Origin of the sequence: Agathobaculum faecis (assembly GCF_014287995.1) — a bacterium.
GTDB lineage: Bacteria > Bacillota > Clostridia > Oscillospirales > Butyricicoccaceae > Agathobaculum > Agathobaculum ammoniilyticum.
This window is the reverse complement of the sequence record NZ_JACOPL010000005.1, coordinates 80,125-107,038: the sequence shown is the minus strand read 5'-3', so window position 1 is coordinate 107,038 and position 26,914 is coordinate 80,125. Positions and strand designations below refer to the sequence as shown.

30 protein-coding genes are annotated in these 26,914 nt (G+C 53.7%); 4 read left to right on the top strand and 26 right to left on the bottom strand.

The window, feature by feature from the left end; translation table 11 throughout:
- Positions 1-10: 10 nt before the first annotated feature.
- Genes recO through H8S45_RS06715 form a run of 7 tightly spaced genes read right to left on the bottom strand, consistent with a single transcriptional unit; the run spans position 11 to position 5,181 of the window.
- On the bottom strand, positions 11-763 hold the full coding sequence (gene recO, locus H8S45_RS06745; protein ID WP_107631906.1) for a DNA repair protein RecO: 753 nt from the start codon (positions 761-763) through the stop codon (positions 11-13).
- A complete protein-coding gene (era, locus tag H8S45_RS06740; protein ID WP_107631905.1) occupies positions 764-1,660 on the bottom strand; it encodes a GTPase Era in 897 nt (298 codons plus the stop codon).
- Positions 1,657-2,124, bottom strand: coding sequence for a diacylglycerol kinase (locus H8S45_RS06735; RefSeq protein WP_107631904.1), 468 nt, complete (start codon positions 2,122-2,124; stop codon positions 1,657-1,659). Before H8S45_RS06735 ends, era begins: the two co-directional genes overlap by 4 nt.
- Positions 2,124-2,618, bottom strand: a complete 495-nt coding sequence (ybeY, locus tag H8S45_RS06730; RefSeq protein WP_054327150.1) for an rRNA maturation RNase YbeY — start codon at positions 2,616-2,618, stop codon at positions 2,124-2,126. The genes H8S45_RS06735 and ybeY overlap by 1 nt, the downstream gene beginning before the upstream one ends.
- Positions 2,615-3,628: a PhoH family protein gene (locus H8S45_RS06725; protein WP_054327171.1), complete on the bottom strand. Its 1,014-nt coding sequence runs from the start codon at positions 3,626-3,628 to the stop codon at positions 2,615-2,617. The genes ybeY and H8S45_RS06725 overlap by 4 nt, the downstream gene beginning before the upstream one ends.
- Before the next feature lie 26 nt (positions 3,629-3,654).
- Positions 3,655-4,899: a sporulation protein YqfD gene (locus H8S45_RS06720; protein ID WP_147574284.1), complete on the bottom strand. Its 1,245-nt coding sequence runs from the start codon at positions 4,897-4,899 to the stop codon at positions 3,655-3,657.
- A gap of 21 nt (positions 4,900-4,920) precedes the next feature.
- Positions 4,921-5,181: a YabP/YqfC family sporulation protein gene (locus tag H8S45_RS06715; protein ID WP_054327147.1), complete on the bottom strand. Its 261-nt coding sequence runs from the start codon at positions 5,179-5,181 to the stop codon at positions 4,921-4,923.
- Between the two features lie 98 nt (positions 5,182-5,279).
- Between H8S45_RS06715 and H8S45_RS06710 the strand changes: the two genes are divergently transcribed.
- Genes H8S45_RS06710 through H8S45_RS06700 form a run of 3 tightly spaced genes read left to right on the top strand, consistent with a single transcriptional unit; the run spans position 5,280 to position 8,037 of the window.
- Positions 5,280-6,314 carry a nucleoside recognition domain-containing protein gene (locus H8S45_RS06710; protein ID WP_147574283.1) on the top strand — a complete coding sequence of 345 codons (1,035 nt, stop codon included), beginning with the start codon at positions 5,280-5,282 and terminating at the stop codon, positions 6,312-6,314.
- A gap of 36 nt (positions 6,315-6,350) precedes the next feature.
- A complete protein-coding gene (locus H8S45_RS06705) occupies positions 6,351-6,590 on the top strand; it encodes a hypothetical protein (protein ID WP_054327144.1) in 240 nt (79 codons plus the stop codon).
- Positions 6,580-8,037 carry a D-alanyl-D-alanine carboxypeptidase family protein gene (locus H8S45_RS06700; protein WP_107631901.1) on the top strand — a complete coding sequence of 486 codons (1,458 nt, stop codon included), beginning with the start codon at positions 6,580-6,582 and terminating at the stop codon, positions 8,035-8,037. The genes H8S45_RS06705 and H8S45_RS06700 overlap by 11 nt, the downstream gene beginning before the upstream one ends.
- Before the next feature lie 62 nt (positions 8,038-8,099).
- Here the strand turns inward: H8S45_RS06700 and H8S45_RS06695 are convergent, their stop codons facing one another.
- From H8S45_RS06695 to H8S45_RS06660, 8 genes are all read right to left on the bottom strand, one after another.
- Positions 8,100-9,143: a transaldolase family protein gene (locus H8S45_RS06695; RefSeq protein ID WP_147574282.1), complete on the bottom strand. Its 1,044-nt coding sequence runs from the start codon at positions 9,141-9,143 to the stop codon at positions 8,100-8,102.
- Between the two features lie 3 nt (positions 9,144-9,146).
- On the bottom strand, positions 9,147-10,118 hold the full coding sequence (locus H8S45_RS06690; RefSeq protein WP_054327140.1) for a hydroxyacid dehydrogenase: 972 nt from the start codon (positions 10,116-10,118) through the stop codon (positions 9,147-9,149).
- 12 nt (positions 10,119-10,130) lie between these two features.
- A complete protein-coding gene (locus H8S45_RS06685; protein WP_054327139.1) occupies positions 10,131-11,645 on the bottom strand; it encodes a tripartite tricarboxylate transporter permease in 1,515 nt (504 codons plus the stop codon).
- A gap of 12 nt (positions 11,646-11,657) precedes the next feature.
- Complete coding sequence (locus tag H8S45_RS06680; protein WP_054327138.1) at positions 11,658-12,146, bottom strand: tripartite tricarboxylate transporter TctB family protein; 489 nt, start codon at positions 12,144-12,146, stop codon at positions 11,658-11,660.
- Positions 12,147-12,243: 97 nt separating this feature from the next.
- On the bottom strand, positions 12,244-13,221 hold the full coding sequence (locus tag H8S45_RS06675; protein WP_107631899.1) for a tripartite tricarboxylate transporter substrate binding protein: 978 nt from the start codon (positions 13,219-13,221) through the stop codon (positions 12,244-12,246).
- A 36-nt stretch (positions 13,222-13,257) separates the two neighbouring features.
- On the bottom strand, positions 13,258-14,052 hold the full coding sequence (locus H8S45_RS06670; RefSeq protein WP_054327136.1) for an HpcH/HpaI aldolase family protein: 795 nt from the start codon (positions 14,050-14,052) through the stop codon (positions 13,258-13,260).
- Positions 14,053-14,070: 18 nt separating this feature from the next.
- Entirely contained in the window at positions 14,071-15,132 is a 1,062-nt protein-coding gene (locus H8S45_RS06665; RefSeq protein ID WP_242977946.1) for an Ldh family oxidoreductase, read from the bottom strand.
- Positions 15,133-15,441: 309 nt separating this feature from the next.
- Positions 15,442-16,311: a helix-turn-helix transcriptional regulator gene (locus tag H8S45_RS06660; protein ID WP_054327135.1), complete on the bottom strand. Its 870-nt coding sequence runs from the start codon at positions 16,309-16,311 to the stop codon at positions 15,442-15,444.
- A gap of 284 nt (positions 16,312-16,595) precedes the next feature.
- Between H8S45_RS06660 and H8S45_RS06655 the strand changes: the two genes are divergently transcribed.
- Complete coding sequence (locus H8S45_RS06655) at positions 16,596-17,813, top strand: 3D domain-containing protein (protein WP_107631898.1); 1,218 nt, start codon at positions 16,596-16,598, stop codon at positions 17,811-17,813.
- Positions 17,814-17,930: 117 nt separating this feature from the next.
- Here H8S45_RS06655 and H8S45_RS06650 read toward each other — a convergent pair whose 3' ends face one another.
- From H8S45_RS06650 to H8S45_RS06600, 11 genes are all read right to left on the bottom strand, one after another.
- On the bottom strand, positions 17,931-18,734 hold the full coding sequence (locus tag H8S45_RS06650; RefSeq protein WP_107631897.1) for a tyrosine-type recombinase/integrase: 804 nt from the start codon (positions 18,732-18,734) through the stop codon (positions 17,931-17,933).
- A 10-nt stretch (positions 18,735-18,744) separates the two neighbouring features.
- On the bottom strand, positions 18,745-18,990 hold the full coding sequence (locus H8S45_RS06645) for a carbon storage regulator (protein WP_054327132.1): 246 nt from the start codon (positions 18,988-18,990) through the stop codon (positions 18,745-18,747).
- Positions 18,984-19,430, bottom strand: coding sequence for a flagellar assembly protein FliW (gene fliW, locus H8S45_RS06640; protein ID WP_107631896.1), 447 nt, complete (start codon positions 19,428-19,430; stop codon positions 18,984-18,986). Before fliW ends, H8S45_RS06645 begins: the two co-directional genes overlap by 7 nt.
- A gap of 14 nt (positions 19,431-19,444) precedes the next feature.
- Positions 19,445-20,047 (bottom strand): DUF6470 family protein, encoded by a 603-nt coding sequence (locus H8S45_RS06635; protein WP_054327131.1) that lies wholly within the window; start codon positions 20,045-20,047, stop codon positions 19,445-19,447.
- Between the two features lie 41 nt (positions 20,048-20,088).
- Positions 20,089-21,114 (bottom strand): hypothetical protein, encoded by a 1,026-nt coding sequence (locus H8S45_RS06630; protein WP_054327130.1) that lies wholly within the window; start codon positions 21,112-21,114, stop codon positions 20,089-20,091.
- An 18-nt stretch (positions 21,115-21,132) separates the two neighbouring features.
- Positions 21,133-23,565, bottom strand: coding sequence for a flagellar hook-associated protein FlgK (locus H8S45_RS06625; protein ID WP_054327129.1), 2,433 nt, complete (start codon positions 23,563-23,565; stop codon positions 21,133-21,135).
- Between the two features lie 27 nt (positions 23,566-23,592).
- Positions 23,593-24,045 (bottom strand): flagellar export chaperone FlgN, encoded by a 453-nt coding sequence (flgN, locus tag H8S45_RS06620; protein WP_054327128.1) that lies wholly within the window; start codon positions 24,043-24,045, stop codon positions 23,593-23,595.
- A 5-nt stretch (positions 24,046-24,050) separates the two neighbouring features.
- Positions 24,051-24,341 (bottom strand): flagellar biosynthesis anti-sigma factor FlgM, encoded by a 291-nt coding sequence (locus H8S45_RS06615; protein WP_054327127.1) that lies wholly within the window; start codon positions 24,339-24,341, stop codon positions 24,051-24,053.
- 130 nt (positions 24,342-24,471) lie between these two features.
- Entirely contained in the window at positions 24,472-25,503 is a 1,032-nt protein-coding gene (locus H8S45_RS06610) for a protein-glutamate methylesterase/protein-glutamine glutaminase (protein ID WP_054327126.1), read from the bottom strand.
- Between the two features lie 25 nt (positions 25,504-25,528).
- Positions 25,529-26,338, bottom strand: coding sequence for a CheR family methyltransferase (locus H8S45_RS06605; protein ID WP_054327125.1), 810 nt, complete (start codon positions 26,336-26,338; stop codon positions 25,529-25,531).
- Positions 26,339-26,398: 60 nt separating this feature from the next.
- On the bottom strand, positions 26,399-26,890 hold the full coding sequence (locus H8S45_RS06600; protein WP_054327124.1) for a chemotaxis protein CheW: 492 nt from the start codon (positions 26,888-26,890) through the stop codon (positions 26,399-26,401).
- Positions 26,891-26,914 lie beyond the last annotated feature (24 nt).

The window sequence follows — 26,914 nt, the reverse complement described above, 5'->3', positions numbered from 1 at the left end:
CATAAAACAGCTATTCCAGCGGCGCGACCGACCGGTAAAATGCCAGGCTGTCGAACCCGCGGCCGAGGTGGTACAACACATACGCCTCGCCCATGCGGCAGAACTGCGCGCGCGCCAGTCCGGTCAGAGAAAACGCATACACCCTGCGGGTGTCGCACGTCAATACATGCGTCAGCGCGCGCAGCGCGGAATCCGCAAGGCGCTCATAGCCCCCCACCCGCTCCGCGCACACGCCGTCCGCCGCAGTACCCGCGCGGACGGAAAAATACACGGGCGGCCGTTCGATCCCCCTGCCGCACACGCCGCAGCCCGAAAGGTCAGGCGCATAGCCGCTTTCGGCCATCACGCGCCACTCGAACGCAGCCTTGACAAGCGTCGGCTCGCGCCCGCCGCTTTCCAGCGCGCGCAACGCGTGCAGCAGCAGGACGCACAGTGCCGGACTGTCCTCGTCCGGCGTGGCCAGCGCGCTTGCCAGTTCCGCCAGATAGCAGGCAAGCGCGTACCGCTCGATATCCTGTGTCAGCGGAAAAAACGAGTGGACAAGCCCCGCCTCGCGCAGCGTATATTTCCCGCCCCGTTCATACAGGATGAATTCGGAGTAGCAAAACTGCCGCGCGGCGGGATTCTGCTTTTTTCCCCGCCGCGCGTTTTTGCACAAAATCTCTATCCTGCGGCCATCCGCGGTCAGCGCTGTCAGATAACGGTCGTAGTCGCCGAAATCCACCTCGCGCAGGCCGAGCGCACGCAGCTTGACCTCGGCCATTTACAGCTCCTCGTAACCGAAATTGCGCATCTGGTACTGGTTGTTGCGCCAGCCCTCCTTGACCTTGACCCAAAGCTCAAGAAACACTTTGGCATCCAGCATGCGTTCAATGTCCACGCGGGCCTGCCGGCCGATCTCCTTCAGCATCGCACCCTGCTTGCCGATGATGATGCCCTTGTGGCTCGCCTTTTCACAATAAATGACCGCGTTGATTTCGATCAGGCCGTCCTCCCGCTCGTTCCATCGCTCGACGCCGACCGCCACGCCATGCGGAACCTCGCGGTCGAGCAGACGCAACATTTTTTCGCGCACGATTTCGGCCGCAAGCTGGCGCTCCGGCTGGTCGGACACCATATCCTCCGGAAACAGCTGCGGCCCCTCGATCGCGTATCTGCCGATCTCGGTCAGCAGCTCGTCCAGCCCCTCCCCCGTGCGCGCAGAGATCGGGACGACCGCCTCAAAGTCATGCGCCTGCGCGTAAACGGCGATTACCGCGAGAAGCTCTTCCTTTTTCAGCGTATCGATCTTGTTAATCGCCAGAATAGCCGGCATACGGTGCTGCTTGAGCTGTGCGATCAGGCTCTCCTCGGCCGGACCAATGTTGGCGATCGGCTCGACCACCAGCACCGCCGCGTCCACCTCGGATACGGTGTCGGTCACAACCTTACACATGTAGTCGCCCAAACGGCTGCGCGGCCTGTGCAGGCCGGGCGTGTCCAGAAAAACATACTGCGTGCCGTCTCGGTTGAGTATGCCGGTGATGCGGGTGCGCGTGGTCTGCGGCTTGCTGGACACAATGGCCACTTTCTGCCCCACCAGCTTATTGGTCAGGGTGGATTTCCCTACATTCGGGCGGCCGACCACGGAAATGACCGCCGTTTTGGTAATCTGATTCATTGCATTCTCCCATACTGAAAAATAAACCACAGCGCAGCGGGCGCGGACGCGAGCAACGCCATAGCGACCCATAAGTGCGCGAAAATGTACTGCAGGGCAGCGGCCAGCACGCCCTCCCCGATAAAAATGCATACGCCGACCGCCACACACGCCGCCGCGCAGACGAACACGCCCGCCGCTGCGATATCCTTGGCATCGCGCACAAACCCGTCGTACCCGCTGGCCTGCCGGTCGCACAGTCGCTCAATCGCCGTATTCATCAGCTCGGCACCCATGGTCAGCCCAAAGCAGACGCACAAAATAGACGCTTCTGCCGCCGTCGCTTCGCCCAGCAGCGCGAATATGGTCACATAAAACGCGGTCACCATATGCACGCGGAAGTTGCGTTCCCCATGGATGCACAGCCCCAGTCCACGAAACGCATTGAGAAAACTTTCATGCAGTTTTCGGATGTTTTTTTTCATTACGCCTCTCTCGTCAGGCCCAGAAAGGCCAGATTTTCTTCTTCCTTGCCGCGCATCAGGCGTGCGTCCCCGTCACCCCGCTCATGGTCGTAGCCCAAAAGGTGCAGCACGGAATGCGTCGTCAGGTAACCGCACTCCCGCGCGGGCGAATGGCCGAACGCCGCCGCCTGCTCGCAGGCGCGCGTATAGCACAGCACCATATCGCCCAGCATGACGCGGCCGGAATCCGGCTCGCGCTCCAGCCGCTCCTGCGGCGCGCCGTTTACAAATTCGTACATCGGGAAAGAAAGCACGTCGGTCACCGCGTCCTTATCCCGATACGCGGCGTTCATCTCACGGACCGTATCCGCGTTCACCACGGTCACGTCGATCTCCGCGCAAAACGGCACGCCCTCGCTCTCGAGTACGCGCAGCGCGCAGGTGCGGATGAGCGCGGCGACCTCGGCTTCGTCCTCCACCGCGGTTTCAAAGCCGATGTTGATCTGATGGTTCATCGCTTGTCCCCTTTGCGCCGGAGAGCGGGATGACGGCTTTCCGCCGGCTTCCCCCTGCCCTTTTTGTTTTCGTAGTCCGCATAAGCCTTGACGATGCGCTGCACCAGCTCATGCCGCACCACGTCTTTTTCGGTCAGGTAGCACTGGGCGATGCCCTCCACCCCGTCCAGCACGCGCAGGGCCTCTTTCAGCCCCGAGGCCTTGCCGTCCGGCAGATCGATCTGGGTGATATCGCCCGTGATGACCGCCTGCGAGCCGAATCCCAGACGGGTCAGGAACATTTTCATCTGCTCGGGCGTGGTGTTCTGCGCTTCGTCCAGGATGATGAAGCTGTCGTCCAGCGTGCGACCGCGCATATAGGCCAGGGGCGCTACCTCGATCGAGCCGCGCTCCTGGTATTTGGCAAAATTCTCCGCGCCGAGCATGTCGAACAGCCCGTCGTACAGCGGGCGCAGATAGGGGTCTACCTTGCTCTGCAGATCGCCGGGCAGAAAGCCCAGCTTTTCCCCCGCCTCGACCGCCGGGCGCGTCAGGATGATGCGGGACACCCGCTTGTCGCGGAACGCCGCGACCGCTGCGGCCACGGCAAGGTAGGTCTTGCCCGTGCCGGCCGGACCGACACCCATGACGATCGTGTTTTTCTGGATGGCCTCCATATACCGCTTCTGGCCGAGCGTTTTAGCCTTGACCGGCTTGCCCTTTGCCGTGATGCACAGAACATCGCGGCCCATGGTATGCACCTCGGCCTCACGCCCGTCGCGCGCCAGACCGATCACATACTGCACAGTCTGCGTGCCGACCGCCTCGCCGCGCGCCGCCATTCCGGCCAGCGCGCCGATCGTACGCGCAGCGATTTCCACCTCCGCTTCGCCGCCGGATATCTTCAGCTCGGTCCCGCGACTGACGACCGAAACCCCCAGTTCGCGCTCCAGCAGCTTGATATTTTCATCGAACGCCCCGAATACCGCGATCAGGAGCTCGATCCGCTCTATCTGGATTGTCTTTTCTATGGTCTGCACCTTACTTTCCTGGTGTTTTATCCCTGCGCGGGATGCTGCTGCGCCCCGGCATCCTCCTCCGACTCCTTTTCCGGAATCGTGCTGTCATCGACCGCCTCCACGCCGATCTGCTCGACCGCGTCCGCCGACAGCCGCAAAACCGCCGCCCCCGCCTGCTCGGCCATCGTTTCCTCATGGCCGGTGATCATGCCGTCCATGCCCGCGACGATATCCCCGAGCGCGCGGGAGATCATATCCACGCGCACCTCGTCCGCGGTTTGGGTCACCGTCTCGGTTTCATAAAACACATAGGTCTGTTTGACCAGCGAGACTGGGAACACCACGCTGTCGGACAGCCACAGCGTTTTGGTTTCTATTATTTTATCACAGGTGCTGCTGGAAATTCCACTCCCAAAATATAAATTTAACCGTTTATTTCCTAAAACAAGCGCGTACTGGTGCTTCACCTTTCCCGTATAAGCCTTTTTCTCCGTTGTCAGCGCGCGGACGCGCGCGGTATGATAGGCCGTATACGCCTCCACCTCGCCGCGGCCGTGCGTCAGGTGGTAGTTCCCTTCCTCCCGTGTAGGTGGAACCAGCCCGCTGATCAACGTATCTCCGGCCGAGACCGCGTCGCCCGCCTTTACCACCGGCTGCCCTTCCTGCGCCAAAATGCGGCGCACAACCCCGTCGCGCGCTGCAACGACCTTGGTGACCGCGCTCTGGTCCAACAGTTCAGAAGGCGGGGATTCGCCATATGCCTCCACCGTCAGGCGGTTCCCCTGTATATTTAGCGAAAAAAACGTCATATCCGGCTGCAGCTGCAGCATCTTCCACCGGATCCTTCCAGTATCGATCGCGCTCCGCCGCGCGCCGATATGTACGCCCAGCGCATCAAGCTGCCGCATGATTTCCCCTTCCGGCAGCGCGGCGGAAATATTCGTTTCGATCGACCAGATATGGGCGTGCAAAATCCAGCATAGCAGCACAAGCGCAAAAAAGCCGCCCCACAGCGCGTACCGCGGCCGCAGCCGTGCGGCAAAAAAGGGCGCGCCCCGCCGCCGCACGATATGCACCCGACAGCCCGTGCGCCCCATATACCGCCGCAGCGCGCGGAAATCCGCGACCGACAGCGTCGCGTACATCTCGTTCCATGCGGTGCGTTTCATGCGGCGCAGCGTAATACCGTGCCGCGCACAGGCATTGAGAAAGCGCGGCAGGCTCGCGCCCGTCACACGGACGCGCACCTGTCCGCGCGCCAGCAGCAAAAGCCGCCCAACCATCCGTTTCCCTCCCTTTCGGCATCAGCCCGCCGTGGTGTATTCCACCGAAACGATCGTTCCGGTCACCGCCAGCTCATCCAGCGAAAGCGCCGCGAGCGTCAGGCCCGCGCCCGTGATGCGCACCTCGCAGCCGCAACATTTGATGCGGAGCAGCCCGTCGTCATACTCCTGTATCCCGCGGTGGTTCTCCACCACGACGCGGCTGTTGCCGATGATCTCTACGCGCGGGCGGCTTCCGTGCAGATCCTCCAGAATCGCCGCCCCAAACCCATCGTGCGCCATGCGTCCCCTCCTCCGTTCGGGCTATTGTATGCGGCGCCGGCATGAAACTTGCCTGCCGGACATAGAATAGGGAATCTCTGTCAACCGGGGTGAGGTCAATGAAGCTGTTTTTCTCCCTTGCGCTGTTCGCGGCGTTCCTGCTCTGCCCGGCCGCCTGCGCGGACGGGGTGCGTGAAGGTCTAGCGCTTGCCGGCCGCGAGGCGCTGCCTGCGCTGTTCCCATTTTTCGTGGCCAGCGGCCTGCTTGTCCGTTCCGGACTGGCGGAGCGGCTCGGCCGGGCTGCCGCCCGGCCGCTCGCACGGCTGTACGGTCTGCCGCCCGAGGCCGCGCCCGCGGTCATACTGGGGCTGACCGGCGGTTATCCGGTCGGCGCGGCCACCGTGGCCGAGCTGCTCCAGCAGGGCGCGCTGTCGCGCGAAGCCGCCGCGCGGGTCAACGCGTTCTGCAACTGCGCCAGCCCGGGCTTCTGTATTGGGTTGGTCGGGCTGGGCGTGTTCGGCAGCGCGCGGACCGGCGCGGTCCTCTACGGCATACACGCGCTGTCCGCGCTGCTGACCGGTCTGGTCGTGGCGCGCGGCCCCATGGCGCAGTCAGCGGGCGGGCGAGCGGCCGCTGCGCCCAGGGAAGGCTTTGCCTTCGCTTTCTGCGGTGCCACGCAGCAGGCCGCGCGCACCGCGCTGACCGTCACCGCCTTCCTGACGGTTTTTTCCGTCCTGCTGCGGCTGCTCCGTCCCGCCCTGCGCGCTCTGCCGTACGGCGATATGCTGGCCGGCCTGATCGAGCTGACCAACGGTCTTGACGAGCTGACGCTGCTTCCCCTGACCATCTGCGCCCAGCTCACGCTGGCGTCCTTCCTGCTCGGCTTCGGCGGGCTGGCCGTACAGTTCCAGGCGCGCGCGCTGACCGCTCCGTTCGCGCTCCCATCCGGCGCTTTCACGCTCGGCAAGCTGCTCCACGGCACGATTGCCGCCGTGTGTACCGCTTTGCTGTTCCAGCTTTCCCCCAGGGCGCTGGCCGTGTTCGCAGGCGCCGCCGCGCCCCCCCGTGCCTTTAACCTGACCGGCGCCGTCCTGCTCGGCGTTTTGGTATTGTTATTAATTTGGGGTGGAAAAAGCACGAAAAATAAGATATAATGGGTCACAGTACATAAGAATGGAGTGACTATCCGCATGAAGCTGAAAAAGCTGCTGCGAAAGGATATCGAGCCACGCTGCATTTATTGCGCGCACGGCTCCCCCTTGGCGGACGGGCAGCGCATCGCCTGCCGCCGCCGCGGCGTTGTCGACGGCACCGACCACTGCCGTGCGTTCCGGTACGACCCGCTGCGCCGCATCCCGCCCAAGCCCGCGGCCATACGCGGCCATTTCACCGACGCAGACTTTTCTCTGGGGGATCCGCATGAAAAGTAATGTTTTTTTCCGCCGCCTGACCGCGCTTGCGCTTTGTTTCCTGTTTTTATTTTCCGCCGCGCCGCTCCCGCGGGCCTCTGCGACCGTAGGAGAGGACGACACGCTCTCCTCCCAGAACGACACCGACGCCGCGGAGGGCGGAGACGCAAAAATTGAAAGCGGCACCACAGCCGGCGGCCTGGCCGATCCCTTGATCGACGCCACCGCCGCGCTGCTGGTCAACGCCGATACCGGCATGGTGCTGTATGAAAAAAACGCGGACGAGCGGCGTTACCCCGCCTCAACCACCAAGGTCATGACCGCGCTGCTCACGCTCGAGCATGTCGAGGATCTGGAGGAGATCGTCACCGCACAGGAGTCGGACTTTGAAAACGTCACGGCCGACAGTTCAAACGCCGATATCAAGGTCGGCGAGCAGGTGCGTGTCATCGACCTGCTGTACGCGCTCATGCTTCCCTCGGCAAACGAGGCGGCCTATATGCTGGCGCGGCATGTCGGTGGATCGTACGAGGAATTTGTCAACATGATGAACGCGCGCGCGCAGGAGCTTGGCTGCACCGGCACGCATTTCTCCAACCCCTGCGGCCTGCATGCGGACGACCATTATTCCACCGCGCGCGACCTGCTGCTGATTTCGCAGGCTGCCATGCAGGATGAGACGTTCGTTACGATCGCCGAAACCGCACAGTATCGGATGCCTGCGACCAACATGCACGATTCGCGCATCATTTTCACCACCAACCAGCTCATTTTCCGCCGCACCGATCCCTGGTCGAACGTCTACGCCAAAGGGATTAAAACCGGTCACACCTCGCAGGCTGGTAACTGCCTGGTTTCCTATGCGGAAAAGGGCGGGGCCAAGCTGTATTCGGTCCTGCTCGGCTGCGCGGACGCGCCGGACAGTTCGACTGTCGCCAAGAGCTTTACCGAAACCAACCGTCTGTTCGACTGGGGCTTTGAGAACTTTGTCTCCAAAACGCTGGCCAAGCAGGGGCAGGAGATCACGCACGTCAACGTCCGCCTGTCCACAGACGCGGACGAGGTCGTGCTGACCGCCAAAAACGACCTTGTCGCCACACTCCCCAAAAACTTGGAGGTCGACCAACTGGAGCAGTTCCCCACCATACCGGACAGCAAGGACGCCCCTATCAAGGCGGGGGATGTCATCGGCAGCATCACCTACTCCTACGGCGGCGTCGAATACGGCACGGTCGAGCTGGTTTCGCTCAACGACGTGGAACGCAGCAACGTCCTGTATTATGCGGACAAGCTCGAAAACTTCTTCAAAAGCACTGCGTTCAAGGTGATCTTGGTCGTGCTGGCAATCTTTGTCGTACTCTACATTCTGTTCAACCTGACGTTCGGCGGCATGCGCCGGCGGAAGCAGCGCAAAAACATGCGTGCCCGTTACGAAAATTCCAATTACCAGCGTAGGCGGCGCCGTTGATACAGAGCAGAAATCTCAATAGACACAAAAAACACCGTGCTTACGCGCGGTGTTTTTTGTGTCTATCCCCTACGTCGCTCAGCTATAAATTCCAGCGCGTTTTTCCAGGCCGTTTCAAACCCCGACCGGAACAATACGACCGGCCCAAAATCCTCATATTCGGACGGCTCCAGAGCATCCACATCGTATCCCTTGCGAAAATCGGGCAGCTTGGCCCGCAACTCCTCAATGACGGATGCGGGGGTAGGCATGAAGAACCGCTGTACGACAGGCATATCCTGTTCAATTAAGCGATCCGCTGTTCCCTTCCAGTTAATTGTTATACAGGCATCCGCGCCCACCATTTCGGTAAAATGCTGAAGCCCACGGGCGCCGCCGCCGATAAATCCCATCTTAGGGCATACCTCCCTCGTCATCCAATAGGTTTTTTTCGCCGCCGCTATACCTGCCTGCCACAATGCGTCCGGACAGACTTCAATTTCCTCACGCGCAACTTGTTCAGACAGATATTGGTCAAAAATACCTGTAATGTGGGAGAAATAAATATGTGGTTTTTTGGCCACCCCTTCTGTAATACGGTTATAGACCCGGCAGACATCCAGCGCCTGACGTACGCTTAGTACTTCGGTAGCGTTAACTGATATTCCTTCCTGCAGCACCACCTCGATCGCTTTCAGCCCCTCCTCTGTCACAGGTATCTTCGCAATAATATTGGGGGAGGCAGAGCAGTTATAGCGTGCGTAGCGCACAATCGTATCACAATCCTCATGGAAAGGATCGCCCTGTATGCTGACCAATCCTAAATCGCCGCCACTTTTTTCATATAATGGCATGAACTGTCGAGCCACACGTTCTACCAACGCACGCTGGAGCTGAACCAATGCCTGCGTATCATCTGCCTCCTGCTGTAAAATGGGATCCAGCAAAGAACAAACGTATTCCCTTTCCTCCGGAGCATCCATCATCTTCCATGTATATGCAGGGTTCTGAGTACAGCCGACCGCCCCTGCTTCGATTGCCAGACGCGCCTGCTCTCTCGTAACGTTATTAATCCAGAACCGGGTTGGTGTCTGTGCCTGTACACGTTGGAAATAATTCGCCTTCATTTGTCATACCTCTCTTTTGGTTTTTCCACAGTGCCATACCTCGGCGTTCACCATATATGCGGGACGCCGATCCTCCAAACAGTCCAAAATCCCCTGTGCACTGTCCATCCCCATTGCTCGCATCGCTGCATCGCTCAGCGCCGCGTTATGCGGAGACACAATGAGATTGTCTAACCCCCAAAGCGGGCAGTTCTCCGCCGGTGGCTCTTCTTCAAATACATCAAGCGCAGCGCCGGCAATCCGACGCGCCTGTAGCGCTTCCACCAACGCCTGTTCATCTACAACCGCCCCACGGGCGGCATTAATCAGAAACGCGCTTCTTTTCATCCTTTCCAGCGCATTCCGATCTATCAAATGGTGTGTTTCCGGTGTCAACGGTGTATGCAGGCTAATTACATCAGCCTGTTCCAAAAGTTTTTCCATATCTACCGGTGTCACACCAAACGCTTCTGCCTGTTCTGGTTCCATAAAAGGATCGGCAGCAAGAAAGGAAGCCTCAAAGCCGGACAGCTTTTGCCGTACCAAACGGGCGATTCGACCAAAGCCAATAAACCCGACCTTCTTCCCCCGCAATTCAGTCACAATATGCTGATTTCGTTTTTCAAAACCACCGTTGCGGGTCATTGCATCCAGAAAGACCAAATTTTTCAGCAGCGCCATTATAAGCGTCGCTGTATGCTCTGCAACGGCATGTATATTTGCTGTCGGCGCATTGACCACCAGTATGCCACGCGCTGTAGCTGCCTGTACATCAATATTATCCACGCCTATGCCGTGCTTTGCAATCACGCGCAGTCCGGGTAGAGCATCCATTATTTCCTCTGTTATTCTGGCGACGCGGACCAGTATCGCTTCGCAACCGTATGCGCGTCCGGCAATATCCGCAGCGCCGCCACCCTGCACAACCTCAAATGATCGCTCCAGCAGGCGAATCGCATCTTCATGGATCGGTTCACTGATATATACTTTTCTCATGCGGCACTCCTTTTACGATTTCCCTTCTTTTTCCACCCGATTGCTACGCCGCGCTCTTAATTCTTTACGAACTGCAAGGACAATAACAATCATCGTAATAATCAGAAATGCCAAGCTGATCGGATGAGTGAAAAACGGAGCGATGCTTCCCTCTGACTGCATCAGCCCGCGGCGGAGATTGGTTTCTATCGTTGGACCCAGTATGAATCCGAGAATGATGGGCGGCAGCGGGAAGCCCCCTTTTTCCAGCAAATACGCAACAATACCAAAGAACAGGACTGCCCAAACATCAAACAGGCGGTTATTCACACCAAACGCACCGACAACGCATAGAACCATAATAATCGGCAGAAGTATGTGCTTTGGCACGGTCAATACGCGTGCGAATACCTTAATGCCTAAGTACTCCATCAACAGCATAAACACATTTGCAATCAGACAGGCCGCAAAAATACCATATACCAGCGGGCCGTTATTCTGAAACAGAAGCGGTCCTGGGTTCAGGCCATGAATCATCAGGCCACCCAAAAGCATAGCGGTCACAGTGTCCCCAGGTATGCCCAGTGTCATCAATGGCACCAGTGCACCTCCGATTGAAGCGTTATTGGCAGTTTCGGAGGCAACAATGCCATCAATAATGCCTGTACCAAATTTTTCAGGTGTTTTGGATTGATTCTTTGCCGCTGTATAGGCCAGAATATTGGATGTTCCTCCTCCGATGCCCGGTAAAATGCCAATACCTATTCCGATTGCCGCAGAACGGAACAGGTTCACGATCTGGCTCTTAAATTCCGCAAAGGAGAAGCCGAAGCCCTTAATTTTGAAGTCCTGCAATACCTTTCCCTGCGGCTTACCCTTTTCCTTTGCAGCCTTGATAATCTCAGAAATTGCAAACAAACCAATCAGGACGGGTAGAATATCAAACCCGGCATCCAGCGCATGAAAACCAAACGTCAAACGCGGGATGCCATCAATCGGTGCCGCGCCAACCATGGCAAACGCCAAGCCAATTGCACCACTGACCAGTCCCTTGACAACCGACCCGCTGATCAGGCTGGCCATCATGGAAATAGAAAAAACACCTACAGCAAAATATTCATAATAGCTGAACTTCAACGCAACGCTTGCCAGCGATGGTGCAATAAACATCAACACAGCCAAGCCAAGCAACGTACCAATGAAAGAGAAAAAGATACCCACTCCCAGCGCCTTACCGGCCTGCCCTTTCGCGGCCAGCGGGTAACCGTCAAAGCAGGTTGCCACCGAAGCCGGTGTACCGGGGATACGCAGCAATATTGCCGCGACCAGGCCGCCCGAAATACCGCCGATATACAGGCCGAGTAGCAATGCCATGCCTGCGATAGGCTCCAAACCATAGGTCATTGGCAGGCAGAGCGCCACCGCCATGGTTGCCGAAAGCCCTGGGATCGATCCAAAAATAATACCAAGCAGGACACCGCCTGCAATCAAAGCAATGCACAGCGGGTTACAGACCTCTGCAAACCCTGTAGCGATCAAAGATAACATGCGACGCCTCCTTTAACCCAACAATCCGCTTGGCAGCATCAGGTAAAATACACGTGTGAACAGAAGGTAAATACCTGCTGATACAACAAGCGACAATATCACGAACAGCAGAATATCTTTCTTTTTCCGGTGTGACTCATCCGCTAACACCAGCATCTGTATGACCAGGTAAACAAAGGTCGATAGCAGGAATCCGATCGGCTCCAGGCAGAAAATATATACTGCAATCAACGCCAGCGTTATAATCATGCAGCGAGTACCCTGCGACATCCCGCTTTTCTCCTCGCCTTTTGATTCCTCCGACGCCTGTCCCGCTTTCCTCAATCCATCCCAAAGCAGCGCTATTCCCAGTATGCCGAGCAGAATCGCATCCATCTTCGGGAAGAAATCCGCTTTTATTAGGTTAAGCGAAAGTGATTGTATCGTAAGGCTCGCCGCAAACAAGCCAACCGCCGCAAGAATGACAAGTCCACCAACAATTGCATCCTTATATTTCCTCAACAAATCCGCCTCCTTACCAGTTAGACGTCCAGCTTATTTTTATCTTATTTCTGCAAGGATAGGAAACGGACTTGCCGTTCCCTATCCCGCATCCACTTTAAGAAAGCAACTCTGCTGCGTATTTATCAATAATCTCCTTGGTGGAATCGAGCAATGCCCGCCCCTCCTCAGCATCTGCGTAAAACGGCGTCTGGCGGTAAGCCTCCATAATGCTGGTCGCGTAGTCCTCCTGCTCACTCACAACCTTGCAGGCATCCGCAAATTTCTGTACAATCTCATCCGGAGTATCCTTAGGGAAAGCGAAGAAATAATATTTTTCAAGTTGAATGTCAAATCCTTGCTCTATAGCGGTCGGAATTTCCGGAAAGCCCTCGCTGCGCTCTGCGTTCACCTGTCCCAAGGCAACAAACTCACCGGTTTCCAGATAATCTTTAACCGTGCCATATGCGTTGATAATTAAATCGATATGTCCACCCGCCAACGCTGCAACACGATCGGAAGCGCCGCCCGCATCCACAAAGGATACATCAATACCGGCATCCTGCATCTGCTTTCCGTTGATATGCACCATTGTACCGGTTTCTATACCCATCTTTACCTCACCCGGATGCTGTTGCGTGTACTCTTTCAGCTCTTCCAGGTTATTGTAGCCCGCATCTTTCCGCGCTACAATAATCTCGCCAGGCCCCTTGCCGACCACTGCCGACAACTTGAAATCATCCAGTCCGAAGTCCGCTGTGCCAATCGCCTGGTTAACATTCATTGCTGTATGGAAAAAAAGCGCCGTATATCCATCCGGATCGGAATCCTTTACCTGACGACTTGCAATTGAGCCGCCGGACCCAGTAACGTTACTGACTACAACCGATGTCCCTAACTCACTGCCCAGCCCTTCGAGGTAGGCACGCGCATTAAAATCCGTATCCCCTCCTGCTCCATATGGTACTATAACCGTGATTGGCCGTGAAGGCCAGTCGCTGCTATCCCCCGCACTCGGCTTCTCATTTGAGCCGCAGCCACTTAATACACCCGTACAAAGCGCACCGACCAACAAAGCTGATAATAACCGTTTCATTTTTTTGCCTCCTTTTTTAGTTTGTCTCTTTCCATATTATCGTTCCGGATAAGCAGTCCGGAATAGCTCGACTTGCTCGCGCGCTACTCGTCCCAAAGTGCCTCCGTCCGCAAAGGCAACCACCATACTGTAGCCACGGTCATATAGTTTTTTTGCCGCCTCAAAATTTCCTGCAACAGTGGCTAAAAACTTTCCACTCGCAAACACCTTTTCTTCAATCGTATGTATTGCTTCCTGTACTTCTGGCGCAGACGGATTGCAAAAATACCCCATTGAAGTGGCTAAATCCATCGGGCCAATAAATATTCCATCCAGTCCTTCCACCTGCAGGATTTCATCCAGATTCTTGACTGCCGTTCCTGTTTCTACAGCGGTCATAACCACTATTTCATCGTTGGCATGCGCCAGATAGTTCTGTGAATTCATCCCAAAGCCACCGGCACGCGGCGAAGGCGCTATGCCACGCATCCCTTCCGGAGGATATTTACATGCCTGAACCGCTCGTTCCGCCTCATCTCTTGTGTTGACATAGGGGATGAGCAGGCCATACAACCCGACATCCAGCATGCGCTTAATCGTTACCAAGTCGTTCCAAGGCGCGCGGGCAAATGGAATTGAGCTGAAGCGCCCCATTGCCCTGAGTTGTTCCAGCATACTCAATGGGTCATTCGGCGCATGCTCCATATCAATCATTAAAACATCTACCCCAGCCTTAGCAAATATTTCTGCCGCATAAGGGCTTGCCATTTGCAACCATGCGCCAAGGATCTTTTTCTTCTCTTTCAGCAGCTTTTTAACGGGATTATGAAATGTTTCATCTAAACGCAGCATAGACCTAAAATCCTTTCTTCATTTTTCAATAGAAAACGGTATTTGATAGCGCTCCGCATATGCCTCCAGCTCTCTGTAAATACTGTACGGCAGCGGGATACCGTTTTTTTGCCGTTCTCGTTTGCAGTTTTCTTCAATCTCTCCCGGAAAACTCAACGGCGGCGCATCCCCCACCACAGGGATAGACCGTATATACTGCCGGTATTCTGCAATACGCGCTCTTAACTCCTCCTTTCCAATAATTGCATCACAATCTACCGCAATAAACATGTGACAGGTCCCGCTTGGATCATCTGGCTCTGCGTACATGCTCTTGATATGATCCGAAAATGCACCGCCAGTCATTACACCACAGAGCATATCAATCACATAAGCGATTCCCAATCCTTTGAACCCTCCTACCGGAAGGAAGTAACCATCAAAACCTTTCTTCGGATCATCTGTCGGGTTTCCTTCCACATCCGTCGCCCAGCCCAACGGAATTTTTTCTCCTTTGCGTATCGCCATTTTCAGTTTCCCACCCGCAACAACAGAAAGTGCCATATCCAGCATAAACGGGTAATCGTCATAAGTGGGGATCCCAATGGCGAAAGGGTTATTACCAACAACGCGCCCTTTTGCTCCCGGCGCCGTGATATTAGGCCGAACATTAGTTGACGCCATACCGACCATACCGGCATCCACCGCCATTTGTGCATACAGAGCTGCGGCGCCAAAATGATTGCTATTTTTCACGCATACTGCCGCTATATGGTACTCTCGAGCCAGCATAATTGCATGCTCCATAGCATATCGGGAAGCAACAAAGCCCGAAGCATTATCGGCATCCATAACCACAAATGCCTTTTCTCCGGCTACCACCTTAATATCCGGCTTCACATTAATTGCTTTTTTGCGATAGCGTTCAAAATAAGCCGCTGTGCGCATAATTCCGTGTGAATCCACGCCGCGCAAGCTGGCCTCTACCAGTCCAACGCCATGCAATTCCGCTGTTTCCCTGTCTACGCCGGCTTTTTCATATAAGTCTGCAATAAAAGCTACAATTTTTTTATCATCGCACAAACGAATATGATCATCCACTTTTCAGACCCTCCCTTTAGCCTTTATAAAATATTCATTTTTAAAGATAATCGCACGATACTGTCAAATTGCTTTCATTATGCTTTTTTGCTATATTTTTCTTTATTTTTGAGAAACAGTTATCTCTTATGCCAATAATATAACAGTTTACAGGCAATTTGTCTTTGCATAATATTGAACTTCCTTTTCACTATCTTAACTTTTGTTGCCAAATATTCAAACGCCCATTTTGTATATTTTTATCAAACCTATCCGCTTTTCTTGCAAACAAAAAGAGTACACCATGCAAACCATGTGTACTCTCTTTCCCTATTCCGGCTCTTTATAATAACGATAGCTGAACTTTCCATGCTGCTGTATCGCTGTGTACATGGCATCTTTTTCCAAATCGCGCATTTCCCCCGGCGTTTTACCCGTTACTTTTTTAAATACAGATGTGAAATAATGCACACTGGAAAAGCCTGACAATACGCTAATATCATTCAAGCTATAACTGGAATAGCAGATCAGCTCATAAGCCCTACAAACCCTTAAATAATTCACATAATGGATAATCGTAAAATTCGTTGCCTGCTTAAACAGCTTGCAGAGGTAGTTTTTATTGTATTTCAGGGATTCTGCCAACTGATCCAGTGTGAAATCCTCTGCAAAATGCACGGAAACATAGTCGGCAATTTGTTTTTCCACGCCAGTCAGGTTGGCTATGATGTGGTCAATCGCACGTGAAAAGGAATTCCTTTCAACAAAAGAGCCGTTTTTACGGATATAGATATAGAATGCCTGCTCAAAAAGAGCATTTGCCATTTCTCTACTGTACCGTGCATTGGACTGCCACTCGTTTCGCGCTCCTAAAAGTGCGGTTTCAAATTCATTGTCCTCAATTTCAAAACAGCGTGGCAGGCAATGCACCTCATCCATGGTATTGGAATTATGGAGATAAAATTTTGTATCTATGATCCGCAGCCTCCCGCTTGAGATCACAGGCAGTTCATGCAGCTGCTCCGGTTCAATTACAACGCAGAGATGGGGATATAAATGGACTTTCTGCCTGTCCAACAGCATATCCGCTTCCCCTGAAACTACATAGTACATCTGGTAAAAGTCATGGCTATGCTCTCGTATCCCCCATCCACGCATATAATCCAGCATAAAGGTCCATACAACCTCAATGTCCCGCATGCTCCCGCCTCCCCTTCTTTTTTTGCTTCCCACCGCAGTCCTCAACCGGACCATCCGCCGCGCACTCCACACTTTCCACTGGTAAAGCAAGCTTATTGTAGCAGATTTTACTTTTTCACACAATCCCCCGACCTCAAGCTTTCTGCCACCGGACGCCCTTACTGCCTTGGCTCTCTACCCCAAATATATATTGCATTAAAATATTTATTTTGCCTTAAACCGTCCGATAAATATTACAGGTACATTACCTCACTTTGATCAAACTGGAAAGCGGAATACGATATATGAAAAAAAAGAAAACTTTTTTGTCAGCGCATCCCCCTCAAACACGCGAAACCTTGCAGGATATTGGGAAGCATTATTCCAATATCCTCACTGCTCTGGTGTTGCTCCTGCTTTGTGTCATTCTCAGCTTGATTGTCCTGGCGGTCAAGCTTTCCTCCCATACATATATTTTGACTGACGGCAACCGTTATGAAACCGTCCGGCTGCATCCCGGCACGATCGCCGAGGCACAAAAAATTTCAAACTTTCAAAACCTGAAGGTGATCGCCCAGCGCAGAGAGGGTAATACCACTTACCTCACGCTGGATCAGGAATTGAGTGCCCAGATCAAAACCAAAGATCAAACTATGACCGTCCCCTTTACGGCCTGCACCGTAGGCGAGCTGTTGGAGCAGGTCGGCATTGCTGTGGGCGAGAATGATATTGTAGTGCCAGGACTTGACCGATGGTTGGTGGAAAATACGGAAATCTCCATTACTGAAGTAAGCTATCGCTCGGAGGTCGAAACAATAACAACCCCTTTCCAAGTAGAAACCCGCCAAAATTCCGATATGGTAGACGGAACACAGCACATACTGCAATACGGCAGGAATGGCGAAACCGAAATCACTTACCGTATCACGCTTCATGACGGCGTCCCGTTCGAAAAGGAAATGGTTTTTGAAGAAGAAGTCCTTGCGCCTGTTAACTGCATCATTGAACAGGGGACAAAAAAGCGATCTACCGTAGAACCGGCTGAGCCGGTACAGCAAGACGGGTATGACACAGCAGACGCCGGCAGCACCGCAGCAGACAGCGCTTCCGGCAGCCAGTTGTCTACTGCGGGACGGTCGCAGGTCTGGTCCGTCCCCGCCGGTATCCAAGATGATACTGCTTCAAAAACCATAACAGCCGCAGATGGTTCAACGTTTCAGTATTCTTCAGTCATTGACGTAACTGCAACCGCCTATCATCGAATCGAGGACGGCGGCCTGATCACTGCCAGCGGCACGACCACGCGGTATGGAACCATTGCAGTCGACCCACGGGTAATCCCATTAGGCAGCCGTGTATATGTCGTTTCAGACGGAGGCGACCAGTCCTGGTCGTATGGCCCCGGCATCGCCGAGGATACCGGCGGGCTGATCAAGGAAAATCGTATCGATCTCTTCTTCATGACTGATGAGGAAGCGGACCAGTTTGGCGTCCGTCCAGCCAAAGTATACATATTAAGCTGAGTTTCTTACTGCCTGTCAGCCAGCCATCACAGGGGGCCTCGGGTGCAATGTTTTTCAAGCCATTGCATCCGAGGCCCCCGCCTGTTCAACATATCCAATTTTATCCGGCTGGCCAAGCTACTCCAATCCCACAATTTTTTCTTCATCAGCCAAAAGCTTTGCATACGCCTGTTCCCGTAATACGGCAACCATCGCGTCTATCCCTATGCAGGTCGTCCTATACATTTTCTCCAGACTGGAAACCGTGACTTTGCGTTCATCCACCTGCGCAACACTGCACAGACTTTTCATGCTGCTCCAAACGATCCGCCGGTCTATCGCCTTCCCATTTCGGGTACAGAAAACAGGGCCATTGCAAACCCCTGTTTCTTCAGCATATTGCAGAAGCTCTCCAACCAGTGCAACGGGCATCGTAAAGGAAGAACCATTCTCCAGCACAATTGTTTCATTTCCAGCCTGCCGCAGCCTTTCGACCGTAATATAGGGGATATCCCCCGTCTTAATACCTGTACACCCAAATACTTTTATCAGATAATAACTACGCTTCCGTTTCAGCAGCTTTGCCGCCTGAAGCAGGCGCAGATATTCCTGTCTTGTCAGTTCAGGGGCAGCCTCCTCTTTCTCCTTTGGCAGACGGGACTGTACCAGCTGCCATTCCCTATGGCCCGCAAATGCCAACAGGCTGTTGGCAGCGGATATCCGTGCATTAATGCTTTCATTGGCCAGGCCGTTTTCCTGCATAAACCCTTTCCACTTTGCCAGCCTGGCATTGTTCAGCAGGCCTTCTTCCCCCAAAAATTTTTTCAGCTGCAAAAGCTGGGATCTGTATTGCGCAATCGTGGAGCGTGTCCTTCCCCTTTTCTGCAGGTCCACCAGAAAGGATTTTATTTCGTTTTCCGTCACCCTGTAACCATTTTCCATCCTCCCTTATTCACCTCTCCTGCTTAGATGAATTATCCTGTTTCAGCAGTTGCAATAGTTGCAAGGGAGAAACTTCCTCCCTTGCGGCGGCTGCGTTCTCCCTGCGCGCTGCTACCAATTCCTCCCGCAGAACCGATACATTGCGCGGCGCATCGATCGACAGGCGGACACGTCCTGCCCCGATCTCCTGAACAGTAATTGTAATATCCTGGCCGATCATAAAGGACTGTCCTTGTTTCCGCTGCAGTATCAGCATTGCGCTCCCCCCTGTCGTCCTATAGAGTCCAGAGGACACCGCATATCATATTCATCCAGTATCACCTGACAGGCCTGTCTCGTCCGGTCGTTCAGGACAATGGGGCATCTCAAGTTTACCGTGCTCTTCCACACCGGCTTGTTAACCCTGCAAAGCGTATAATAGCACAAATCCTCGCTCTTCTCTACCTGCATTTGAAGCAGCTCAGACTTTGCCAGTTTGGGCTGATAGGTTGGCAGCAGCATAAAAGGGTTCAGTGCGGTAAAGGCAAGCGACGGCGTTTCCACGCTTTGCAGGCACAACAGGAAATCCTCCTCCTTGGCAAAAGGGAGGAGGACAAACTTTTTTTCCTGTTCAAAACCAAAGATACCATTGGGGAAAAACAGCAGTGTTTGCTCGTCTACCTGTATTGTTCCAAAATATTTGGTTTCAATTTTCATTCCAGTCTCCTTAGTTAAACCGTTTCATCCAACGGCTCGTATCCCGGCTCTGCAGAGGGAGGCACATAGACCGGCCCGCCAATATATTTGATAATGACGTCCGGACGCTGCGTTACGGTAAACTCAATATCACCCGGTATAAACTCCACATCCCCATTTCCAATGCGCCAGTCAAAATTCAGCTTATCCATCTCATAGCGGATGTTCAGCTCCCCTGCATCCCAGGAAATATCCGGACCTGTGCTGGGCAGAAATGTCATGGCAACATCCGTATTGACCTGCTGGGATTCCATCGCGAACTGTGTGATCAATTGCTGGCCAATTTTTGCCTGAAGCAGAAGCTTTCCGTGCTTGGCATAGGTGCCGGTCGTTTCATAAACCTGCTCACGCCCTTTTTGTGCAGCCTGTTCAATACTGCGCATTGCGGTTGGTGTAATGGAATTACGCGCTTCAAACGTATCCAAGTTCAGCCGGATGGGCTTGCTGCGTATCTGCAGACCTCCCTTGCTGCGGGAAACCTCCAGATCCACCTGCGACCTTTTGTATTCCAGCCGCGCATGGTTTACTTTCATTTCCAACTCAATCGGAACATTTTTAATCTCTATCAACCGTTCCATAGCGCTGTACACCTCTTTTGCTCTTACTCTTACCCTTATGCTTAAGACATATAGTCAATAAACGATTGCGACAGCACATTGTTGCCAACCCGCAGCGCAGCATTGTAGCTGTACTGGGCATACACAAACGTACTCAACGCATCCGCCAAATCCACCCTGTCAAGCGACTCATATTGCTCTGTGAGCGTATCCCCGGTAGAGGTCAGGCGGGTGTCATTAGACTTTAAAAACTGAGCCTTCGTGTCCAGCTCAGCCCGGTTGGAGTTAAACGCGGAGTAAGACTCCTGCATCTTATCAAACAGCGCGTTTGCCTTTTCCTGATCTGCTTCATTCATCTTATCGCTTCCATCCGCAGCCGAGTCCACCAGAAGCTGCCCCAACTGCGCTGTCAGCGAAATAATATCCTTAGGTGAACCATCCTCATAGGTACCGAAGCCCAGCAGCCCTGCGCCGGAAATCGCCGTGTTGAATGCGGTGGAGGGAATGACCTGTTCATTCTCATCCAGCTGCAGGCCCAAGCCTATATCCACATAGGTCGACTCCTTGCTCCACTCCTCCAGCTTCGCCAGCTCATCCGGATCCTGTGTCGCCATGTCTATCCCGCGGAAATACAGCTTCCCATCCTTGAGTTCAAACGGAGCCTCCTCGCCGTTTGCGCCGGCAAACACAAACTTATCCCCATATTTGGCGTTCAGCGTTTTGACCATGCCTTCCGCAGTATTCAGCAGGGTTTTCCCAATCTCCTCACGGGCGCTTGATTTGGAGCCGTCCACGCCTTGTTCGGCCTGGTCAAGCGCTGTATTGTACTGATCTGCGATCTCCTGCAGGCTCGCCTGCGCCGACTCAAATTTGTGAATCGCAGATTCGCTGGTCTTTCTCTGAAATTCATTACGCGCAGAGGCCGCATGCACACGAAACGACTGCGCCGCCAGCGCCGGATCTTCCGAAAAGGAGTTGAACCGCCGTCCCGTCAAAACAGTGTTCATCGCATAGTACTGATTCCAGCTTGCTTTTGCCAAGTTTCCCCGATAGGTACGAAGCGTACCGTTTGTTGTAACCCGAAACATCACTATAACTCCTCTCTGTCAGCGGCCGACAATGCCCATGCCGTTGATCACTTTGTCCATCGCTTCATCCAACGCTGTCATCAGACGGCAGGCAGCCGCAAACGACTTCTGATATTGCAGCAGATTCATACCCTCCTCATTCAGATCGACGCCGGAAACGCTATCCCTGCTGGTATTGATTCCATCCGCAGCTGCGGCATACGTTTCATAAATAGTATATGTCGTACTTTTATGCGCACCCAGCACGCCTTCCATATTGGCGTAACAGCCTTCCAGATTGCCCTTGTAAATTGAGTCCCCTGATGCCGCCCCGGCAACTGCGCCATCCCCCATGGAAAATGCGTCGGTTTTGCTCCCCTGCGCATCTGTAAAGGCAATACCGGTCACCAGGTTACACAGGGAACCCTCCGGTACAACGGCCTTATCATCGAATGTGATCGTCGTCCCGTTGTCCTTCATATCAAATATGCCATTTATCGTTTGATCCTTTTGCAGCGCATCGTACAGGTTGTTTTGCGTCTCCTCCGCCGTTGCGCCGGACTGGAACTTGACCTTTACCGTGTGTTCCTGATTCATACCGTCAATATAAGTAATATGTGCAGTCAGTTCCGTTCCCGGCGTAAGTGCGTTATCCTGCTTTGGTTCCCCTGTTGTGAAAGTCGCATCATTCGTGCGGATGATATCGCTCGGCCGAAACGTATAGCTTGTCTCAAATACGTTGATCAGTCGATTGATATTATCGTTCATCGTACCCTGCACCGGATTACCCGAAACGGAGGAGATAATCTGCACCTCCCCGCTTTTCCACGCCGATGAAATGGAGATGTTCCCTGCCGTGATCACGGTATCAGGATTTTTCGGATCATCCCCCTCTGCCGTGAACAGATTCCCCGCCTGCTTTTGTACAGCCTCTCCATTTGAGCCAACCTCTGAGAAAGATGTACCGTCTGGACGGGTCGTGTTGATCCGGTTCATTTCGGTAGCAAACTTGTTTGCCAAGGCATCCAGGGATTTCTGATAATACGGTATCCCGCGGATGGACTTGTCTCCCCCGTCCGTGCGGAACTCACCCGCGCCAGTCAGCATCTGGCGGGTGGATTCCAGCGCGCCATATCCGTGCCCCTCGTCCACAATCGTCGTATTAGCTGGTACAGCGGCGATCGACTTTGTATCTCCCAGGGTGATGCCGGTATTATTGGCTGCCAGCTCCATCTGCGTCACGGTGGCAGCATCAGCCCCTTTGTCCGTCGATATCATGACAAGCCCGTTCGAGGTCGCCTTGGCTGTGAACAGTCCTTGTAGCGTGGCATCCTTATTCAAAGCATCCGCCAGATTAGCCAAGGTCTTTTCACGCGCTTTCGCAATTGCTTCCGGCGTGTCATCCGCCGGCTTTTCCACCGTGAAATCGACAGAAACGGTATGTTTGTTCCCATCCTTGTCCTTATAGGTAATATCGATCGTTTGCTGTCCACCCTGTGCGTTCTTCCCAAAATCCAGCCCTTGAAGCTGGAACTGGGAATTCGTGTTGGACAACTGCGTCTGATAGGCGGAGTCATGCAGCTCGCTGATCGCAAGCCGCAACAGATCGTCCGGCACCGGTTTGCCATCCGCATCCACAACCGGCTTGCCCGCTGCATCCACTTTTTGAGCAATCGACAAATCCGCACGATAGATGCCGTCAATCAGCGTCGCCCCAGGCTTATTCGTCTTATTATCCACCATTTTGATGGTGAGTTTTTCGACAGAAAAGCCTGCTCCAAGGTTTTCCTCGCTGTAGGTTACATCAATTTTCATGTACTCGGAAAGCTGATCGATCAGCATATTACGCTGGTCGCGCAGTTCAAGCGCCGAATCCCCGTTAATATCCGAACGGCGTATCTCCTCGTTCAGCTCCTGTATTTTCTTAAGAATATTGTCAGCTTCCTGTACATTTTGCGTGTATTGGTTATATACATTTTCAAATACGGTTTCCAGATCCTTGGCGCTCGTGTTAAGCAGCTGACAAAGCGCTTCTGCCGAACTGCGTACCAGCGAATCAAATTCTTTCTCACCCACATGGTCATTCAGGTCATTCAGCTTCCCCAGAAGATCCTGAATCTGTGTTGTGATACCGCTCTTGTTTACATCATTGATAACGCTCTCCAGTTGATCCAGCCCATCGAGTATCGCACTGGCCGAACCGACGCTCGACATCTCCTTCCGGAACCGAATATCCAAAAACGGATCGCGCAGCTGGGAGATGCCGGACAGCATAACGCCAGAGCCAACCGAAGCCGAATTTGCAGAATGATACAGCCCTGATCCGCTTGTGATAAAGCTGTATTGATCGAGCCTTTGACGGGTATAGCCCGGCGTATTGATATTGGAAATGTTTTGACCTGTTACATTCAGCGCCATTTGACTTGCAATCATACCCAAACGCGCCACAGTAAACTCACCAAAAGTGGCCATTGCTCTCTGTTTCCTCCGTTTCTTCCTTTATGCTCGAAAATCTGTATGCGGTCCGCCCGTTGTTATCGTATGATCCTTCACATGCTCGGGGTCAAGCCCAAGCCCTGCAATCATATTTTCCACCTGATGCAGGCTGCATTCCAGCGCCGAGCGGGCCACCTCGGCCGCACTCTGCATGATCCGGTACTGTGCGGACAACCGCTCTGCCGCATCTTTTACCTTTTCACGCAGCTCCATGGAATCTATCTGTTCCGGCAAAGCAGACAGCGTTATTTTTTCCAGCCCCATTTGCTGCTGTAGCCTGAGCCGCTTCTGGTCAATATTGCGCAGGCTGAGCGACAACGCCTGTTCTTTTTTCATGCACTCGCCCAGACGTATCAGATCGTCCTCATGGACAGAGGCCGCAACGTCCTTCTGCACAGCAGTCAGCTCGCCTAAAATCACCGTCAGACGGTCCAGCAGTCCCAGCAATTCTTCCATCCCTGTCATCCTCCAAACAGCATGATACGCGCTGCCAGCTCATTAATATCATATTGATAGGCGCCCGTCTGAACCTGCTCCTGCAGCTCCGGAAGAGTTTCACATCGGTACGTCCGCACTTCCTGTGCAATGCGTCCCGCGAGTTCATGCGCAAAGCGCTGCTCCTCTGTATATTGCGACGTGGTCAGCTCTACCCTGTCGAATTGCGCAGTACCCACGGGCTGGCTTTCATTCTCTTCTGGTTGCGGTCGGTGTATTGCCAACGGGGACAAGCCTCCCGTTTTGGGAATCATCATTATGATCAGCTCCTTTTCAGCACACGCAAGCCGATGAATTACTTACTAAGTCAAATATCGGTCATTACCACAAAAAAATAAGCGGCAGGCTGCAAAAACCTGTCGCTTATTTTTCTTTCCCTGTATATTCCTATGTATTGTTCAGATGGCGAAGCAGTATACTCGCAATATTTTCACAGGCGGCTTGCTGTACCACTGCGCCAATATCATGTGCTACCATAGGCATCCCATAAACAACGCTGGATTCCCTGTCCTGTCCAATCGTATAAGCGCCATGCCGCCTCATGTCCAGCAGTCCATCCGCACCGTCTCGCCCCATGCCGGTCAGGATGATACCTACCATGCGGCAACGCACGCTCTGTGCCACCGAGTGGAACAACACATCCACGGATGGACAGTGTCCGCTTACCTTTTCCCCAAGCTGGCAGGCCACCGTGTAGCGGCTCCCTGTCCTGACGACACGCATCTGTTTATCCCCGGGCGCAATCAATACTCGGCCGCGTTCGATACCGTCCCCGTTTTCCGCCTCCTTTACCTTCATCGCACATATTTTGTCCAAGCGTTCGGCATACATTTTTGTAAAGCCCGGCGGCATATGCTGCACCACTACAATCCCCGGCGTATCGGCCGGCAGACGCTTGAGCACCTCAAGCGTTGCTTCGGTCCCACCCGTGGATGCTCCAATTGCAATAACCGTCTCTTTTACGCCCTGTGCCGTAAGCGGCAACCGGCCCGCAGTCGGCACCGCAGCCGGTCGGCTGCGGCGTATCCGCGCACAGGAAGCCACAACAATTTTATTGGCAAGCGCCTCTATAAAACGCTGGTTCGCCCCGACCGTTTCCGGCTTCCGAACGAAATCAACCGCTCCGACCGCCATCGCATCAAATACGCGCAGGTTCAGGGAGGACACCAGAATGATTGGGACCGGATACTGTGGCAGCAGGCTTTTTACAAAGTCAATCCCATTCATACCCGGCATCTCCACATCCAGCGTCATCACATCCGGCCGGAGCAGCGGCAGCTTCGCCCGCGCCTCCACCGCATTCCCCGCCTCCCCGACTATCTCCATGTTGCTATAAGCAGACAGGCCATCCCGTATAACGCGCCGGGCCAGAATAGAGTCGTCGACAACCATTACCCGTATCTTTTTTATGCTCTGCATTGCAGTGTTCCTCCTTTCACCGCCGTCACTCCCTGCGGAATGTCGCTGGGCGGAGCATTCGGTACGGGCTGTTTTTGCTGATATTCTCTGAATGGCCAATCAACAGGTAGCCCCCCTGATTGGTCGCATGATAGAAGCGTTGCACAAGCGCGTCCTTTGTTTCCTGATCGAAATAAATCATGACATTCCGACAGAAAATAACGTCAAACTTGATTCGGAAGTGAATTGGCTCCATCAGATTGAACACACGGAAGATAACATTATGCCGGATCTCCGGCGTAACTGTGTACAAACCGCTCCCGTCCGTCCGTTTCCGAAAATAGCGCCGGCTCCATTCCGGCGGGATGTCGGTCGGCATCTCATAAGACGGGTCCGCCGCCTCGCTCAAAACACGCGGTGAAATATCCGTCGCCAGCACACGTGTATCCCACAGCCCCGCCTGCGGTCCCAGAAAATCCTTGATGCACATGGAAATGGTATACGGCTCCTCTCCCGTCGAACATCCCGCACTCCATATGGACAGCACCTTTTTCCGTTCATTCCTTTTGATGAGATCCGGCAATATCACCTCGTTAAAAAACGCAAAGTGTTCCTTTTCGCGCATAAAATAAGTATAATTGGTCGTGAGCTTGTTCAGGATAAACTCAACCTGCGCCGCATCCTTTCCTGACAGCAGCTCATCGACAAACTTTGTAAAATCCGTGTACCCTTTTGCCTGCAGGGCCGCGGACAGGCGGCTGTTAATCAGCAGCCGCTTCTGTGAAAGATTGATCCCATAGCGGTCGCGCATAAACGTTACCAGCCGCTGAAAATCTGCATCTGACAGCTGCAGCATAATATCGACTACCTCTTAGCAATAGTTTTAACATAATCCACGGTCATAGAAGTGCTCTGCTTATTCGGCCAGCAGAAGCTCGCAGTCCAGCACCAGCATGGTACCCGTCCCATCCGGCATGGTCGTCATACCCGAAACATATTTCTGTGCATTATGCGCCGGTACCGGCAGAATGGTATCCACTGGGATATCAATGATTTGGCAGACCGTATCAACCAGTATGCCGATCGGCATTTCATTCAGGTTCAGTACGATGATGCAGTCATTGTCTCTCGGTTCAACAGACAGGCGGAGCCGCATATCCATCAGCGGAATTGTCTGTCCACGCAGGTTGATAATGCCGCGCACATAGGCTGGCACCATAGGCACCTGTGTGATCACATGGTTTGTGATAATCTCCACCACATTTTCTGCCTCCACACCAAACAGCAGGTTATCCGTTCGGAACGTCAGGAATTTACGGGTCGCGATTTCTGCCGTGCTGTCCTCTGCAGACCCAGATGCCTCCCGCTGCATCTCCTCGGTTGCAAACATCATATTTTCATCAGACATTGCATTCTCTCCTTTTATGCTATC